We start from the raw sequence: 16,347 nt of genomic DNA, 5'->3' as shown, positions 1-16,347 counted from the left end.
ATATCTGAAACTGCGTATGCTTTCAAGATTTAAATATTCTGTGGGAAAAAACAGGATCAGAACTGAGAAAACATAAAGAAAAAAGCTGAACCCTGAGAAACCGAAAGGAAAAAGGCACCTTCCTGAGCAATATAGAAAAAGTCAAATCCTGGCATAAACCCGGTTTATAAGACAGAAACCAGCTTTATAAAATGCTCTACAAAATAGCTTAATTTCTTGGCATGACTTTTTCGAGAACTTTTACACCCGGATCGCTCCAATCCTGGCTTTCAAGTGTTTTCGCAAAATCTCTCTGGAAAACCTGGAACTTTTCAAGATTTTCAGGAATAATATTAAGGAAATCATAGTCTCCGTATGCCCCCGCAAAGAAAGAAGAAACCGTTTCCTCAAATTTTTCCTCTATTCTCTGGGGATACCAGAACCCATCCTGTGAGAGCAAAACAAGGTTAGGATCGGGAACAGGCATATCATCCGAGTAAGTAAAAAACCCTATAGAAATTTCTTCTCCATATTTTGCAAGAATCAGTTGATTCTCAAACTCGGATTTCTGAAGCTTAAGAAGCCATTCCCCCTTTAAAAGATCAGCAACTTCATTGATAACCCCATGAGCCTTGAGTATCTTTTCTGCAACCTGCTGTATATCCAGGATGAAGTTTTTACGTTGTTCCTCAGGTATTTCAAGACAGGATATACAGTTTTCACCGGCCGAAACTCCAGCATACTTAACCTCTTCTTGACCGAGTTTTTTCGGTTCTTCGGCATTTCCTTCAGATTCTTTTCCTGTTTCCCGTTGGACATCGGGAACAGTCTTCCATATCTTATTTTCAGGATATTCTACCGTAACTCGCACCCCATATAGTATAATAGTGGAATACTCATAAATATTAGGTACTGCAAGCCTTTTCACAAGCCCTTTAAAAAACTGCTTGACCGCAAGCCTTTTCAAAAAAGGCTTGAGCGAAAACCCAAAAAGTATTTGGATTTGAGAACTTTATCCCAAGCCTTGCTGGCATGGTCAACTATTGCATCGGTTGAAAAGGTTACTTGAAGCGTTCGGCTCTTCTAAAGAGGTTTTCAGGGGAGCGATCTACTTCGTCACAGATGATCCTGTGGGAAATTGAGCTCGGGAGAATGGAACAGGTCTGATTGTCTGTACCCCGAAGCCCCCAGGTTTCGTCCGTCAGCAGGAAGTAGGAATTTTCAAGTCTGACGCCTTTTGCTTTCAGCGATGACAGCACATGTGGGTCGGATAGATCTTTCCTTATTTCTTCTGCGACTTTTACCTGTGTGCCCGGACCTCCTTTTTTTATTAGATAAAACCGGTCATTCGAGAGGATTTTATCCATTGTACGGATAATCAACCTGTAGCAGGTCTTTTTATTCGTGGATTTTTCTTCAACTTTTTCCAGATAAAGGATATTACGCCCGTTTCGAGCGATATCGGAAAGAATATCATCTCTCCGTGAAAAAGACTCCACCTCACAGGTTGGAACATTCAGGAAAAAGACTGGAAATTTTTTAGATAAACTGTCTGCTGTTGCCTGATTTATCTTTTCGCGTGGAATGTATTCAAAGTTAATACTGAGCCCAGAAAACTTCTTTTCGATTTCGGGCCTTTCCTTCTGGAAAACTTTTACGGCTTCAGTAGAATCATTATAAATAGTAATATCCCTGGCATCTTTTGCAAAAATGTTTGTAAAGGTTACAGCTAAAGAAAGGGCCTCAAGTTCACAGTCAAGGTTACTTTTAGGGGAACCGGGAACCTTTGTTGTAGACTGATGGATCTGTTTGCCATTCCTAAGTACAGTACAACCAATATAAGAGTCCTCACCTTCATTAAAGGAAGAATCACAGTAAATCTCAAACATGCTTAATTTCACCTGTTCAGTAGAAGATTCTATTGCAAAATGGACTAAAATGTAGAGTAAACGTATAAACAGTAATCCTGCAAGCTGGACTACAAAATAACAAATTAATAGCTATAGCTATTGATAAAGTATGATATTAGAAATATATAACTTATAAGTAGAATAAAAAATAAGGAAAGAGAAGAGAAACTAAAAGAAAAGAAGAAAAAAGAAACTAAAAAAAGCTAGGAAAGGAGTAAAAAAGCAAAGAAGGATAAAAGGCAGTGTGCCGAAAGTTCTGTAAATTCAAAGTCGAATTTTTGGATACTGAACAAAATTCAGTTCTCTTGCTAGGGGATTTTCAAACCACAAACTTTATAAGATTTATAATTTTACAGAAAAAGTGGCGCACTGCCGGATAACAAAAGGGAGTAAAAGGCAAAAGAAATAAAAAACACACATGATATTCTTCGAATAACATGCCCAGAGAATGAAAGTCTTATTTCCTTACCTTTTTTAGAATTTAACTCCATCATTACCTTGGACAGGAAGGTTGTTTTTACTTTGGTTCTCCGAAACCGTCAAAAAACTAACCCTTGAATTGCCATCGAAGGCCCAGATGTGACTTTGATCACGAATGCCAAATTGCCTTTGAGGCAATTCTACTGTCCTTGAAATGATGGAGTAATCTAAATTGGAAGGGGAAATAAACAAATCTTGTGGTTTAGATATTCACAAACATTTTTTTATTGCTACAATTCTGAGTAGATCCGGTGAAAAACAGCAACAACGTTTTGCCAGAGATGATGATGGGATTTTAAACCTTAAAAATTGGGTAACATCAGAAAAATGTGACGTTGTAGCCTGTGAATCAACAAGTGATTTTTGGGTTCCGATTTATGGGGCATTGACAGATCATTTGCCTGTTATAGTTGGAAATGCTCGAGATATGAAGGCATTTACACATAAAAAAACTGATAAAATAGACTCAGAAGTAATTGCACAACTTGCATTGAATAAAATGATTCAACCATCGAGAGTTTTTCCAAAAAGGCATAGAGAATTCAGGTCATATGTTAGGCTCAGGTTAACTCTGGTAAGAAAAAGAACAGATATTAAAAATGAATCTCATGCTATTCTTTCTTCCGAAATGTTACATCTGGGTGATGTGCTTACTGACATTTTTGGAAAAAATGGTAGAGCAATTCTAGCAGGAATATCTTCAGGTAAAAACGTTGACCAGATTATAGAATCTCTTTCTCCAAATGTTCGGAAAAAAGCTGTTCAGATAAGAGATATTCTTGACAGAGAAATATCCCAGAGTGCTGCAATCAGGCTTCAGATATGCCTTAACCTTATAAAACATTTAGATGATGAGATTGAGACTCTAGAAAGGGAAATTTTCAATTATGCTTATCAAAAGCATAAAAGGGAAATGGAGATTTTAATGTCAGTTCCAGGTATTGGAGAACTTGGTGCAGCGACTCTAATTGCTGAAATAGGAAGTTTTAGTGATTTTCCAACGGGAGATAAGCTTGCTTCGTGGCTTGGAATAGTTCCTAATGTGTATCAATCTGCAGATAAATATCATAACGGAAGAATCACTAAGAGAGGATCAAAAGTAGCAAGGTGGATTCTAACTCAGATTGCTCAAGCAGCAGCAAGAAAGAAGAATAGCAGGTTAAAAGAATTTTTTAACAGGAAAAAGAAGTCAATTGGATATGCAAAGGCAATTATTGCCCTGGCAAGGAAAATTGCAACAATAATATGGCATCTTATCACAAAGGATGAGATGTACCAAGATGAAACAGGGTATGAAAAAGGAGAAGTTCAAAAGAGGAAGATTGTGGAAACCGAGATATTCTCGGTTGATGAAAGGATAACAATAATTAGTGGTATTATCGCAATTATGGGAAAAAAGGAACAAGAGAGTACGTGAAAAACAAATAATCACGTACTTTCATGCCAAATAAAAAGAAAGGAAGAAAATCAAAATTAGATTATGATTGTAGCTGCCCTTTCGTCCTTTTCTTCATCGAAGTCCGTAACAAGAGCTTCGGTTGTTAGCACCATTCCAGCAATTGAGGCAGCGTTCTGGAGGCCGCTTCTAACTACTTTTGTGGGGTCGATGACACCTGCTTCAAAGAGGTCTTCAAAGAGATCTTTCTTTGCATTATAACCAAAGAGTTCACCGGGTTCAGCCCTGATGGTTGCAACAACTTCAGCACCTTCCTTGCCTGCATTTTCAGCGATCTGGCGTACAGGTTCTTCGATAGCTCTCTGAACTATTTTTACGCCTACTTCTCTGTCGCCTTCAAGTTTCAGAGAGTCCAGAATGGCAGCTGCACGGAAAAGACTTATTCCACCACCTATAACCACACCTTCTTCAACTGCGGCTTTTGTGGCGTTGAGGGCATCATCAATTCTCATCTTTTTCTCTTTCAGCTCGGTTTCGGTTGCAGCTCCCACCTTGATTACTGCTACCCCACCTCCTAACTTTGCCTGGCGCTTTTTGAGTTCGGTCTTCCTGTAATCCGCATCTGCAATATTAATCTGAGCTTCGATAAGACTGACTCTTTCCTTAATCTTTGCTTTATCACCTTTGCCTTCCACAATGATGGTCTTATGGTTATCAATTGTGACTTTCCTTGCACTTCCAAGCATATAATCATCGAATTCCTCAAGCTTCATGCCCTTGTCTTCGCTGATTACCTGTCCGTCGGTTAGCACGGCAATATCTTCGAGCATTTCCTTTCTCTCGTTTCCAAACCCTGGAGCTTTGACCGCACAGACCCTTAGTGCTCCGCGAATGATATTCAGAATCAGGGCAGCCTGGGCATCCCCATCGACATCGTCAGCAATAATAAGGAGAGAACGACCTTCAGAGGCAACTTTTTCAAGCACGGGAACGATTTGCTTCATGCTGTTGATTTTCTTGTCCGTGATCAGGATGTAAGGGTCGTCAAATTCGCAAACCATTTTTTCGGTATCTGTTGCCATATAAGGAGATACAAAGCCTCTGTCGAATTGCATTCCTTCTACAACATCCAGGCTGGTCTCCATTGTTTTGGAGTCCTCGACCGTGATTACCCCGTTATAGCCAACTCTTTCCATGGCATCGGCGATCAAATTGCCAATTTCTTCATCGTTATTTGCAGAAACTGTAGCTACCTGTACGATTTTCTCCTTACCTTTTACCTCAACGCTCTTGCTCTTGAGATAGTCTACAACCTTTTCTGTTGCAATCTCAATACCTTTTTTGACATCTATAGGGTTTGCTCCGGCACTGATATTTTTCAGGCCTTCCCTGATCATGCTCTGGGCAAGAAGTGTTGCAGTGGTTGTTCCATCTCCGGTATTATCCTGAGTTTTTGAAGCAACTTCTTTGACAAGTTTGGCCCCCATATTTTCGAACTTGTCATGAAGCTCGATCTCCTTTGCAATAGTTACCCCGTCATTTGTGACCACAGGTTTTGTACTTTTATCCAGTACAACATAACGTCCCTTTGGCCCGAGAGTGATCTTGACAGTATTTGCAACTTTATCTACACCATTTAAAAGTGCCTTTCTTGCATTTTCATCAAACATTATCTGCTTTGAAGCCATCTGTATTCACCTGAATTAAAGTCAAATAGAATCAAACCTTTTCTCAAGTTAAATTTAGAGAATGAAGTTCGGATATATTCTTAAATTCTGAATCAAATCTGAACACATTCTTCCTATGTTCTTCAAAATCGGCCTCGTTCAAAATTATTCTTCAGCGACTGTTGCCAGAATATCCTTGAAGTCGACAAAAAGGAACTTTTCATCGTCAATTTCAATTTCATCAGATTGATATCCCCCGTAGATTACATGGTCACCTTTCTTCAGGGGAAGCTCCTTTCCATCTTCAAAAGTCCCTACCGCAATAACAACACCTTCCTTTTTCTCCTGCCGTGCAGACTCAGGGATATATATCCCGCCTTTTGTCACTTCTTGTTTCTTCTGGTGCTTAAGCAAGACTCGTTCGCCAATAGGTTTGATAATCACTTTATTGTTCCTCCTTATGTGTAAGTGACCCCATTTTAGCTGAACATTAACTGGTAGCTATGAATCAGTATGGGATTAGTCAATATATTGAGCGCTCGTGCGCTTAACTATCTGCATATAATGTGAGTCTCATATTTAAAAGTTACTGGAAAAATAAATAAGATTCTCAAAAAATCGAAATGATTTCAATAAAATGCAAAAAAGCTATATATACAAGATATTGTAAAATATACAATGATGGTCCAACAGATAATCCTCAGATATCTTGAAAAACCGCATGTAAAAAGTATGGAAGACGATCTTCTATGGTTATGCGATAGTTTTGGCTTTTCTTCGGGTAGAGACACGGAAAATACTGCCACCAGGATAGTTTTTAGTTTGCTTGATAGACTATCAAATGATGAAATAACTTCCTCAGAAGCCCTTGCTGAAGACCTTCAGATGAAAATATCCCGAGTAAACCATCATCTGAGGAATCTTAATGACTCAGGTCTCCTTTACAGAAAAAAACGTCTGATATACCTTCGTGGAGGAAGTCTGAAAGCTGCAGTAAAAGAAATGCGAAAGGACTCGGAAAGAATCTTTGACGAGCTTGAAAGCATAGCTGAAGAAATAGATCTCAGGGCAGGTATCAAAAATAGATAAGAAATTAAGACAGAGACAGAGAAGAATTCGACATTAACTGAGAAGGAAATAGTTCAATAATAAAAATATTAAGCAGGAACGAAACTCAATAATAAAAATTTGGACCGGAAAAAAACTCAATAGTAAAACTTTGAACCGGAAAGAAACTGAATAATAAAAACTTTAAACCGGAAAGAAATTCAATAATGAACTCACTTATTTCCACAACCGTGAATAAAGTATCCATAACGCGCTGCCCTGATTATTCTTATACGGAAAAAGCAATAGCTGAGGCTCTGGAACTTCTAGGGGGCCTTGAGAATATAATTCATCCTGGTGACAGCGTACTCCTGAAACCAAATATCCTTGCAGCTGCCTCTCCTGAAAGTGCAGTAACCACTCATCCTTCAGTTGTAGCGTCAATGTGCAAATTCGTACTTAAGGTCGGAGGAAAACCTATAGTAGGGGACGGAGCCGGAATCTCAAGGCCAGGAGCCACCTCAAAAGCCCTGAAAGTTTCAGGTATAGAAGAAGCTGCCCGAAAAGCCGGAGCAAAAGTAGTAAATTTCGAAACCGCAGGCTTTACCCAGGTAGATGTCCCGGATCCTCTTCAGTTCCGCAAGTTGTACATTGCAAATCCTGTCCTTGAAGCTGATGTAATTATATCTCTCCCAAAACTAAAAACTCATGAACTTACCTACTACACAGGTGCGGTTAAGAACTTTTTCGGAACTCTCCCCTTAAGATGCCGGAAGGAAGCGCATCTTCTTGGAAAAAGAGACCTTTTTGGCGAAGCCGTTGCCGATGTATACTCGGTTGTCAGGCCTGCCTTCGCAGTCATGGATGGGGTTATAGGCATGGAAGAAAATGGGCCTTCTCATGGGAAACCCGTAAATTCCAGAGTAATTTTGGCAAGCCGGGATTGCATTTCCCTGGATATTGTTGCTGCTGAAATGATAGGTTTTGATCCTCTCAAAATTCCTACGACACAAGGAGCCATGAAAAAAGGATTTGGAAATCAGTGTCCTGTTGTGGTCGGAACCCCATTGGAAGAAGTCAAAAGGAAATTCAAACCATCCAGTGGAGGAGTCAGTACAGCTCCTTCCTTTCTTACCCGCAATCTAGGCAAATACTATAAGATTTATCCCAGGATTAACAGGAGAAAATGCACTCACTGCGGAGCCTGTTATTTAAACTGCTCTCCTCATGCTGTTGAACGGCTTGAAGACGGGAGTTTTAAAATCAATGAAGAAAGGTGTATCCTGTGTTATTGCTGCCGCGAACTATGCCCCAATAACGCAGTGGAAATTAAAAAGTCGTTGCTTGCAAAGCTTTTGGCAGAAAAGACAACATGAATATGTAAAAGTGACAACATATCAAAATCGTAAGTAGAAGAATTAACAGGAAATTAACAGGAAATTAACAGGAAATTAACAAGAAGTTAATAAAAAGTTAATAAAAAATTAATAAAAAATTAATAAAAAGTTAATAAGAAATAAGAAGTTAATAAGAAACGGATCCTTTTAATCGATTTTACAGTTAATTTAAAGACAGATTTAGACTTTTAGAATAAACCGAATATAAAATAGCTAGCATATAACTAGCGTTTCTAACCTTAATATAATTTGGTTTAGGGAGACATGCTAACATTGCCTCCCTCATATATTTATTATTTTTGTTCCCGTCTCTAATTCCCGTCTCTATATCACTCTTCTCTTTCAATGATATTTGCGTTCCCGCCTTTCTGCCACCTCTTTTTCTCTTTCCAACCGCTCAAGTCTCTCTTCATTGGTTTCGGTCTTTTCCAGTTTTTCTATCCGTTCTTTTTCCTGCCGTGCTATTAGTTCCTCTGCTGTCTCCAGGGGTCTTTCACTTTGAGTGCTAGTTGTCCTCTGTGGCTGGGTTTCTCTAGACATTCCTGTAGCTACGCCTGTCTGCCAGTAAGGCTGGTATCCATAATAGGTGTAGGTTCTGGAGAGCTCCTCACGAGTTAATGGCCAGTTGTCCTTGTCAAAGCCTTCTGCCTTTTCCAGAACATCCCTGGGAATATCAAGTAAGAAGGCATGCTCATGCGGCCTCGATGTAAAAGCCTGCCAGGGAATTGCAAAGAACTTGTCGGCCATGCCCAGAAATCCGCCAAAGGAAAGCACAGCATATGCTATTTTACCGTTTTCGAGGTCAACCATTAGTTCTTCGATCCTTCCAATATCCTCTCCAGCCGAATTGACAACTCTATCTGTTTTTATCGTACTTGCTGATAAAAAGTCAGGCATTTCTCTACCTGCCATAACTCTCGTCTGGGCTAGAGTCTCAGCTTCTACCCGCTCTCTCTCCATTTGTGCCAGCCTTTCTCTCTCTTTCTTGGCCTGACTTTCTACTTCAGTACGTTCTTTTTCCAGTTGTGCCAGTTTCTGCCTCTCGGTTTCGGCCTGTCTCTGAGCCTCCGTACACTCTCTTTCCAGTTGAGCCAGTCTATCTCGGCGGGTTCCCTCCTGTATCTGTACTGATTTCAACTCTTCTTCAAGACGGGATACAGCTTCCATTTTTTCCTGTCTTCTTGCCTCCTGTAACTCTTTTTCCAGCTGTACTAACCTTTGTTTTTCAGCCTGTGCCTGCCTCTCAGCCTCAATCCGCTCTCTTTCCAGACGTGCTAGCCTTTCCCTTTCGGTATCTGCCTGTTTCTGGGCTTTTGTCTGCTGTTTTTCTAGCTGGGAAATTTTTTCTTCCTGTGTTCTCCTTAACTCTTCAAGCCTTTCTCTTTCTTGCTGCGTCTTTCTCTCTTCTTCCGCTCCTACCGGTAGCGCCTGTCCTTCTCTTTCCATTCTGGCCATCCGTTCAGGTTCGCTCTCAGCTGGCATTGCTGCCGAGACTCCTGCTGCCTGTGTTGCCATTCCTGTCTGCCAGTAAGGTTGATACCCATAGTAGCTGTAGGTTCTGGAGAGCTCCTCACGAGTCAAAGGCCAGTTGTCCTTGTCAAAGCCCTCTGCTTTGTCGAAAGTCTCATTAGACACATTGAGAGCGAAAGCATGCTCATGCAGTCTAAGTGAAAGAGCCTCCCAGGGAAGAGCAAATAATTTATTGCCTATACCCAGAAATCCACCATGTGAGACTACAACGTACCCTACTTTTCCATCCTGGAGATCAATCATAAACTCTTCAATCTTCCCGGTATCCTTTCCAGATTTATCGATAACTTTGTCCCCTTTTAGCGTGTCTGCGGACAAGAAATCTGGATTTTCTCTCTCTGAAGATGTGCCTCTTGTCCTGGCCATCCTTTGTGATTCGATTTCTTCAGGTACTCTTGGCTGCCAGTAAGGCTGGTATCCATAATAGCTGTATACGGTGGAAAGCCATTCACGGGAGGTGATAGGCCAGTTGTCTTTGTCAAAGCCTTCTGCCTTTTCCAGAACATCCTTGGGAACATCAAGAATGAAGGCGTGATCGTGAAGTTTTAATCTAAATGCTTGCCAGGGAATAGCAAACAATTTATCGCCCAGACCCAGGAATCCTCCAAAAGACATTACAACATACGCTAGCCTTCCGTCGCGAAGATCAATCATTAATTCTTCAATCTTTCCAAGGTCATCCCCAGCTTCATTGACAATCTTATCTCCTTTTATTGTGCTTGCTGACAAAAAATCTGGATTATTTCGATCTGCCATATTTCCAACCCCCAGTTTTTAGAAAATTTACATTTTAAATACCTTCACTCCATGCATAACTTCAAACTTCTTCCCCATAAATTTATTTAAGCATCCCTTCTTCTAGCAGGATTTATACATATGTCTGCCTGCCAGATCAAGATTAAGACACATTAACTGAGACCGGCTTTATAATTTCGGCATCTGCCAGTAAGGCTCGTACTCATAGTAGCTATACACAGTGGAAAGCCACTCACGGGTGGTTACGGGCCAGTTATCTTTATCAAAGCCTTCTGCTTTTTCAAGAGTATACTTAGGAATATTAAGTAAGAAGGCGTGTTCTTGAAATTTTGCTTGAAGAGCCTGCCAGGGGATAGCAAAAAACTTACCGCCCATATCCGAAAACTCACCGAAGGAAAGGATGGAATATGCCACTCTTCCAGCCTGGAGGTCAATTATTAACTCTTCAATCTTTCCAAGATTCTCTCCAGCGATACTGACAACTTTTTCTCCTTTTATTGTGTCTGCCGGTAAAAAATCTGGATATTTTCTAACCGATGTTCTTCTCATTCTAGCAATTCTTTCCGATTCGGTCTCACCAGGCAATCCGGCTTGTTTTGCCACTACAGTTTGCCAGTAAGGCAGATGTCCATAATAAGTGTAGACTCCGGATAGTTCATCTCGGGTTAAAGGCAATCTATTCTTATCGAAATCTTCGGCTTTTTCCAGAACCTCACCAGAGATATCGAGAATGAAAGCATGCTCATGTATTTTTGGTGTAAGAGCCTCCCAGGGAATAGCAAACAGTTTATTTCCCTTATCCAGGATTTCACCAAAAGACAATACGGCATATGCTATTCTTCCGTCTGCAAGATCAATCATTAATTTTTCAATCCTTCCAATATCTTCTCTAGTTTTATTGACTACCTTATTACCTTTTAGCTCACCTTCTGACAAAAAATCCGGATCATCTCTATCTACCATATTCTAGCTCCCCAAACTAAAGAGATAAGTATTTTTAAAGCCTGGACTCCAAGAACTATTACAAATTTCTCTCCTGATTAAGTTAGTTCCAACCCCCTATTTGCCAGTACTTATACCTGTATCTATGATTATTAAGGTTCAGATATTGCCCGGACGGCTCTCTATTCTTTGTGTCTGCCAGTAAGGCTGATATCCGTAGTAACTGTACACAGTAGCAAGCCACTCACGATTAGTTACAGGCCAGTTATTTTTATCAAAGCCTTCTGCTTTTTCCAGGACGTCCTTGGGAACATCAAGTAAGAAAGCGTGTTCGTGTGGCATTAGTGTAAAAGCCTGCCAGGGTATACCAAATAGTTTATCACCCAGGCCCAGGAATCCGCCAAAAGACAAGACGACATACGCTATTCTTCCATCTGTAAGATCAATCATGAATTCTTCAATCTTTCCGATATCCTCTCCGTCTGCATTGACGACCTTATCCCCTTTTAGCGTGCCTGCAGACAAGAAATCTGGATTTTCTCTCTCTGAAGATGTGCCTCTTGTCCTGGCCATCCTTTGTGATTCAGCTTCTTCAGACACTCCTGTCTGCCAGTAAGGTTGATACCCATAATAGCCATATACAGTGGAAAGCCACTCATGTGAAGTTACAGGCCAGTTGTCTTTATCAAACCCTTCTGCCTTTTTAAGAGTCTCTTTAGGAATATCAAGTAAAAAGGCATGTTCGTGTGTTCTCAGTTTAAAAGCCTGCCAGGGAATGGCGAACAGCTTATCACCCAGACCAAGAAATCCACCAAAAGAAAGAACGACGTATCCTATTCTTCCATCATGGAGATCGATCATTAATTCTTCAATTTTCCCAAGATCTTCTCCTTCCCTATTGACGACCTTATCTCCTTTTATTGTGCTTGCTGACAAAAAATCCAGATTATCCCTATTTGCCATATTTCAACTCCCTAAATTTAAGGAGACAACCGTCCCAAAGCTTGCGCCCCTAGACACAGCTCTAAAACCCCTCCCTAATTAATATTATTTTTTTGATGTTACTTAAAACTACCGGAATCACTAAAAGTAATATTTTATGTTATTAAGTGGAGATATATTGATAAATATTATAAAGAAGGGACAGAAACGGGAAGATTTTTTTGGAAAATTATTCTTTTATATTGAAGGGTATTGTGCTAGCATATCAGTTGAAATATCGGATAATATCTCTTTCTTTGAAGAAAGTTATTGCTTGAACTGGCAAGTAAAAAAGCGAAATTTATAGGGAAAATTTTCAATTAAGATTAAGAATCAAATTTTTATAGCAATTTAAAGCATTTATGAACACTTTGACAATGATAACTAGAAGGTCTATGGATCTTAAAAGAAATGAAAAGCCGGTAATTAAGTTATAATCTTTTCCTTTTTATCTTTTTGAAAGCTCTTTTAACTCATAAAGCCGAAAATAGATATCAGAATTTTCAGACAATATTTCTGTAATCTTACCTTCGAAGGTGATAAGATACCCCAGACCTATATAGACACCGAATATGCTCCAGAAAAATGCTTTCATTGCAACGGAGCAGGACATGTTAATGGCAAAATTTGTGAAGCTTGTGGGGGACAGGGTGCTGTACTCGTTGCTCAGCCTGCGATAGTATGTCCTTTATGTAACGGTTCCGGGATTTTTGAGAGTGGAACTTGCAGGGTATGCGGAGGAAGCGGCTGGGCTCTTCTTTGAAAATAATTTTATGGATCAAGTAAATGAAAGGAGCGACTTAAAGGTGAAAATAGTGACTTAAAGGTGAAAATAGTGACTTAAAGGTGAAAATAGTGACTTAAAGGTGAAAATAGTGACTTAAAGGTGAAAATAGTGACTTAAAGGTGAAAAGAGCGACTTAAAGGTGAAATGAATGACTTAAAGGTGAAAAGAGCGACTTAAAGGAAATCTCGGAATTTCGGGAAGACTATCAATTTTGCCTTTTCCGAAACTCTGCTTTTCTTTCATCAGGCAGACAGTCAAAACAGGTTTCATAGTTTACGGACTTATATCTGTTCCTGCACTTAGGGCAGATATCCATACCCCTGAGGCTTGCAAAATGGCATCGTTTGCAAAGCACAATTGCGTTTTTCAAGGACTCACGTTCTTCCACTGCTTTTTTAGTTTCTTCTTCAATTAACTCTTTAATCCCGGTTTCTTCTAGCCATTCATGATAAAGCTTTTTGAAATTGCCTTCTTCTGAATCTTCAAGGAGAACTTCAATGAACTGCTCCTCAAGGTTAGTATGGTCAGGTTCGGTTTTATGCACAGTTGAAGCTTTATGCCAGGCAGGATGACTTTTATGACGGTGTTTGCCGGAAGGAGCAGAATCGAATTTCTGATAATTTTGCCTGTAAATTTCCTTGAACCTGGTATACGCAACACTGTAAATCTCGGAGCTAACCTGCGTCGGAGAAAAAGCTCTGGGAGTGTGAATACATAGGGAGTCGGAAGTTCCACACCACGCGCAGGTTTTACCTTTGAGAAATTCAGCCCTTTTTTCTTTCCATTCCTTTGTGTTGCGTTTCATAGAGTCACCTCAAGAGAACTAAAGTAAAATAGATTCTTTTACTTAACTGAATGAAAGAAAAAGTCTTCCAAAAATGGGAAAATTTGGTATGGTCATAATATTTTGAAATTATGAGGCTTTATTTCCCTTCTTTACTAAAATATATGACATATTTTGTCCCCTGGATTCTTTTAAGCTCTATAACACCGCCTATTTGTTCAACAAGAATGTTTATTAGCTGGAGCCCCAGGGATTCAGTATTTTGAAAGTCAATTTCGTTGGGAATTCCTATCCCGTTATCGGCTACTATAAGCATGTAACGGAAATTATTGTTTATAGAATCCTTACAGTCGTTTATACAATCCTTACAGTCGTTTACACTATCCTTACAGTCGTTTACACTATCCTTACAGTCTTCCTTCAGTAGACGGTTTTTATCCTGACCTGAGATGCCGTACTCTGTAGCAAGAGTTTCAGTTCTGTAGAAATTTATGTTGATTTCGCCTTCTTTTCCCGAGGGAAAAGCATGCTTCAGGGAATTTGAAACGATTTCGTTTATAATAATTCCAAGAGGAACTGCAGTATTCATTCCCAGATAAACCTGCTCAAGGTTCAATTTGAGACTTATATTCCTGTTTCCTACATTGTAGGAACTAAAAAGATCTGTGGTTAGCTTTCTCAGGTAGTCCGAGAAGTCGAAAGCATCCGTACTTTCACTCTCATGGAGTCTCTCATGGATCATTGCGATGGATTCGACACGGTTCTGGCTCTCTCTAAAGGCTTCGATCACCTCTTTATCTTCGAATTTTTCTGCCTGAAGGCTGAGGAGAGACGAAATTACCTGAAGGTTATTCTTTATGCGGTGATGGACCTCTTTTAATCTGATTTTGTCTATTTTTTCCAGAGCTTCCTCAGCCATTTTGCGTTCGGTGATATCATAAACCAACCCCTGGAACTTTTCTGAACTTTCTGATTCATCCAGGATTCTCTGGAAGATCTCACGGACCCATTTTATTTCCCCATCTTTTTTCCGTATACGATATTCACTTTCAACGATAGAATTAATGTTTGATTTTAGTTTGTCTTTTTTTTTAGAAATAACAGGACGGTCTTCAGGTATGATTATTTCTTGCCAGTCAACTCTTCCAGAAAGGAAATCCTGCTTCGAATAGCCGGTTATTTCCTCAACCGAACCATGTAGAAATATCAGTTTAAACTTTTCATTAAATTGGAACCCGATTCCCTGAAGGTTTTGCATATAGGAACTGTAACTATCTGACTCGTGTTCCGGATTGTCTTCTTTCTTAGCGCTTCGATACGCAGTCAAGTATCTTTTACCTATTATTCTGCAAATATGACCGTATTCATCCTCAAAGAAAACAGCTTTCTGCCTGAAATTTTCTTCTCGGTGTTTAAGTTCTCTGAATAGAAGACTGCAAGGTTCTTCGAATCCGATATCTACGATTGCTTTATAGACCAGATAAAAAGACAATAATTTAAAGAAGAGACCTATAATGCTTGGAGCCTCACCTGTTTGACTGTCGAATATAAATAACAGTGAAACAAAGCCTGTAAGCACCAGGGAGATTGAGAGTAAATTGAAAACTTTTTCTTCGAACCTATCTCTGACAATGTACAGGAGAAAAAATGAACAAAAAGATATAAAAGAAATTAAGTATCCACTAGCTACTTTGAACTGAGTAAACCCCAAACTCTGGAAATAAGAATCCTGGGAGTTTTCGGAAAAAAAAATTGAAATTAGGCAGGTAACACTAATTACTGCATATACAAGAAATGCCCTCCAGGCAAAAATTGAGCTTTCAAGGGTTTTGACGTTTCTCTCCTGTCTCTCTCCAGCGTGTATCAAAAACAGCGGAGCTACCAGAAAAGAAGTGCTTTCCAGGAATCTTGCGACGATCCAGAACTTAGCGGTCAGGTCTGTATCAAATCCGGGAAATACCCTCATGTGGTGGAACGCAAGCGCACTTAGAAAGTCGAAACTTCCTACGAAAAAGTAACCGACCCCCAATATCAGAAGGTATCGGTTTTCCAAACGGCTTCTTGACTTCCACACGATCAGGAATATCACGTATGCAAAGTAGACGCTAAACAGTTCTACTACTATATGGAAGAGGAGGTAATTGTTAAGGCTAATTAGATAAAGCAAAATAATTATGGTTATCCAGACCATCAATTCGTAGACGTCTACTTTTAGTATATTTTTTCTGACATTTGATATGTTCAATCACCTCCCTGCACTTGGCGTCTCAAAAGTTCATGAGCTTTAGATAAGACTGAATATTTAGACTTATAAAGTAGATTTTAACATTAAGTTGATTTTAATATTGAGTAAACGGTTTTAATATCAAGCAAATGGTTTTTAACATTAAGTTGATCTTAACACTGAATTATACTGAGTTTATAATTTTAGACCTGAATAACCTGCAAATAATAGAATCGGAAGAGTAAAAAGCATTGCAGAAAAGAGAATAAGAGAAAGCCAGGAGGCACCATACCTTATTAACTGTATTCTCAGTAAAGCAGCGCAGACAATATGCTCCCCCAAGTATATCAGTTCCAAGAAGAATCATCAATGATCAAGCAATCCATTATTTATTCATATACAACAACCCACTTTCCAAATTTATAATATACATAAGAGCATAAATTATTTTAAGTTAATTATTCAAA

Annotated in this window: 12 protein-coding genes; 3 read left to right on the top strand and 9 right to left on the bottom strand. The window is 39.4% G+C overall.

The window, feature by feature from the left end; translation table 11 throughout:
• Window positions 1-208 precede the first annotated feature (208 nt).
• Together MSBR3_RS09865 and MSBR3_RS09860 are read right to left on the bottom strand one after the other, a co-directional pair.
• Entirely contained in the window at window positions 209-946 is a 738-nt protein-coding gene (locus MSBR3_RS09865; RefSeq protein ID WP_230627375.1) for a hypothetical protein, read from the bottom strand.
• A gap of 94 nt (window positions 947-1,040) precedes the next feature.
• Window positions 1,041-1,868 (bottom strand): ribonuclease H family protein, encoded by an 828-nt coding sequence (locus MSBR3_RS09860; RefSeq protein ID WP_048107857.1) that lies wholly within the window; start codon window positions 1,866-1,868, stop codon window positions 1,041-1,043.
• Between the two features lie 673 nt (window positions 1,869-2,541).
• On the opposite strand from MSBR3_RS09860, the gene MSBR3_RS09855 reads away from it, so the two are divergent.
• Entirely contained in the window at window positions 2,542-3,786 is a 1,245-nt protein-coding gene (locus MSBR3_RS09855; protein WP_048107855.1) for an IS110 family RNA-guided transposase, read from the top strand.
• A gap of 56 nt (window positions 3,787-3,842) precedes the next feature.
• Here the strand turns inward: MSBR3_RS09855 and groL are convergent, their stop codons facing one another.
• Window positions 3,843-5,453 carry a chaperonin GroEL gene (gene groL, locus MSBR3_RS09850; RefSeq protein WP_048107852.1) on the bottom strand — a complete coding sequence of 537 codons (1,611 nt, stop codon included), beginning with the start codon at window positions 5,451-5,453 and terminating at the stop codon, window positions 3,843-3,845.
• A gap of 144 nt (window positions 5,454-5,597) precedes the next feature.
• Window positions 5,598-5,876 (bottom strand): co-chaperone GroES, encoded by a 279-nt coding sequence (groES, locus tag MSBR3_RS09845; RefSeq protein WP_048107851.1) that lies wholly within the window; start codon window positions 5,874-5,876, stop codon window positions 5,598-5,600.
• A 237-nt stretch (window positions 5,877-6,113) separates the two neighbouring features.
• Between groES and MSBR3_RS09840 the strand changes: the two genes are divergently transcribed.
• Together MSBR3_RS09840 and MSBR3_RS09835 are read left to right on the top strand one after the other, a co-directional pair.
• Complete coding sequence (locus MSBR3_RS09840; RefSeq protein ID WP_048110312.1) at window positions 6,114-6,521, top strand: helix-turn-helix domain-containing protein; 408 nt, start codon at window positions 6,114-6,116, stop codon at window positions 6,519-6,521.
• Between the two features lie 209 nt (window positions 6,522-6,730).
• Complete coding sequence (locus tag MSBR3_RS09835) at window positions 6,731-7,855, top strand: DUF362 domain-containing protein (RefSeq protein WP_048110310.1); 1,125 nt, start codon at window positions 6,731-6,733, stop codon at window positions 7,853-7,855.
• A 363-nt stretch (window positions 7,856-8,218) separates the two neighbouring features.
• On the opposite strand, the gene MSBR3_RS09825 is transcribed toward MSBR3_RS09835, so the two are convergent.
• The 5 genes from MSBR3_RS09825 to MSBR3_RS09805 form a co-directional block, all read right to left on the bottom strand.
• Window positions 8,219-10,162: a PRC-barrel domain-containing protein gene (locus MSBR3_RS09825; RefSeq protein ID WP_048107847.1), complete on the bottom strand. Its 1,944-nt coding sequence runs from the start codon at window positions 10,160-10,162 to the stop codon at window positions 8,219-8,221.
• A 168-nt stretch (window positions 10,163-10,330) separates the two neighbouring features.
• Complete coding sequence (locus tag MSBR3_RS18925; protein WP_052723354.1) at window positions 10,331-11,125, bottom strand: PRC-barrel domain-containing protein; 795 nt, start codon at window positions 11,123-11,125, stop codon at window positions 10,331-10,333.
• Between the two features lie 138 nt (window positions 11,126-11,263).
• Window positions 11,264-12,067 carry a PRC-barrel domain-containing protein gene (locus tag MSBR3_RS09815; protein ID WP_048107845.1) on the bottom strand — a complete coding sequence of 268 codons (804 nt, stop codon included), beginning with the start codon at window positions 12,065-12,067 and terminating at the stop codon, window positions 11,264-11,266.
• Window positions 12,068-13,077: 1,010 nt separating this feature from the next.
• A complete protein-coding gene (locus tag MSBR3_RS09810; RefSeq protein ID WP_048107844.1) occupies window positions 13,078-13,677 on the bottom strand; it encodes a hypothetical protein in 600 nt (199 codons plus the stop codon).
• 118 nt (window positions 13,678-13,795) lie between these two features.
• Window positions 13,796-15,901 (bottom strand): MASE3 domain-containing protein, encoded by a 2,106-nt coding sequence (locus MSBR3_RS09805; protein WP_080942272.1) that lies wholly within the window; start codon window positions 15,899-15,901, stop codon window positions 13,796-13,798.
• Between the last annotated feature and the right edge of the window lie 446 nt (window positions 15,902-16,347).

Source organism: Methanosarcina barkeri 3 (assembly GCF_000970305.1).
Lineage (GTDB): Archaea > Halobacteriota > Methanosarcinia > Methanosarcinales > Methanosarcinaceae > Methanosarcina > Methanosarcina barkeri_A.
This window is presented reverse-complemented; position numbering and strand designations above follow the sequence as displayed.

What these genes read in the sequence shown, in the direction of transcription:
- MSBR3_RS09860 (WP_048107857.1), bottom strand. Translation starts at nt 1,868, where the DNA reads ATGTTTGAGATTTACTGTGATTCTTCCTTTAATGAAGGTGAGGACTCT.
- groL (WP_048107852.1), bottom strand. Translation starts at nt 5,453, where the DNA reads ATGGCTTCAAAGCAGATAATGTTTGATGAAAATGCAAGAAAGGCACTT.
- MSBR3_RS09840 (WP_048110312.1), top strand. Translation starts at nt 6,114, where the DNA reads ATGGTCCAACAGATAATCCTCAGATATCTTGAAAAACCGCATGTAAAA.
- MSBR3_RS09825 (WP_048107847.1), bottom strand. Translation starts at nt 10,162, where the DNA reads ATGGCAGATCGAAATAATCCAGATTTTTTGTCAGCAAGCACAATAAAA.
- MSBR3_RS18925 (WP_052723354.1), bottom strand. Translation starts at nt 11,125, where the DNA reads ATGGTAGATAGAGATGATCCGGATTTTTTGTCAGAAGGTGAGCTAAAA.
- MSBR3_RS09815 (WP_048107845.1), bottom strand. Translation starts at nt 12,067, where the DNA reads ATGGCAAATAGGGATAATCTGGATTTTTTGTCAGCAAGCACAATAAAA.
- MSBR3_RS09810 (WP_048107844.1), bottom strand. Translation starts at nt 13,677, where the DNA reads ATGAAACGCAACACAAAGGAATGGAAAGAAAAAAGGGCTGAATTTCTC.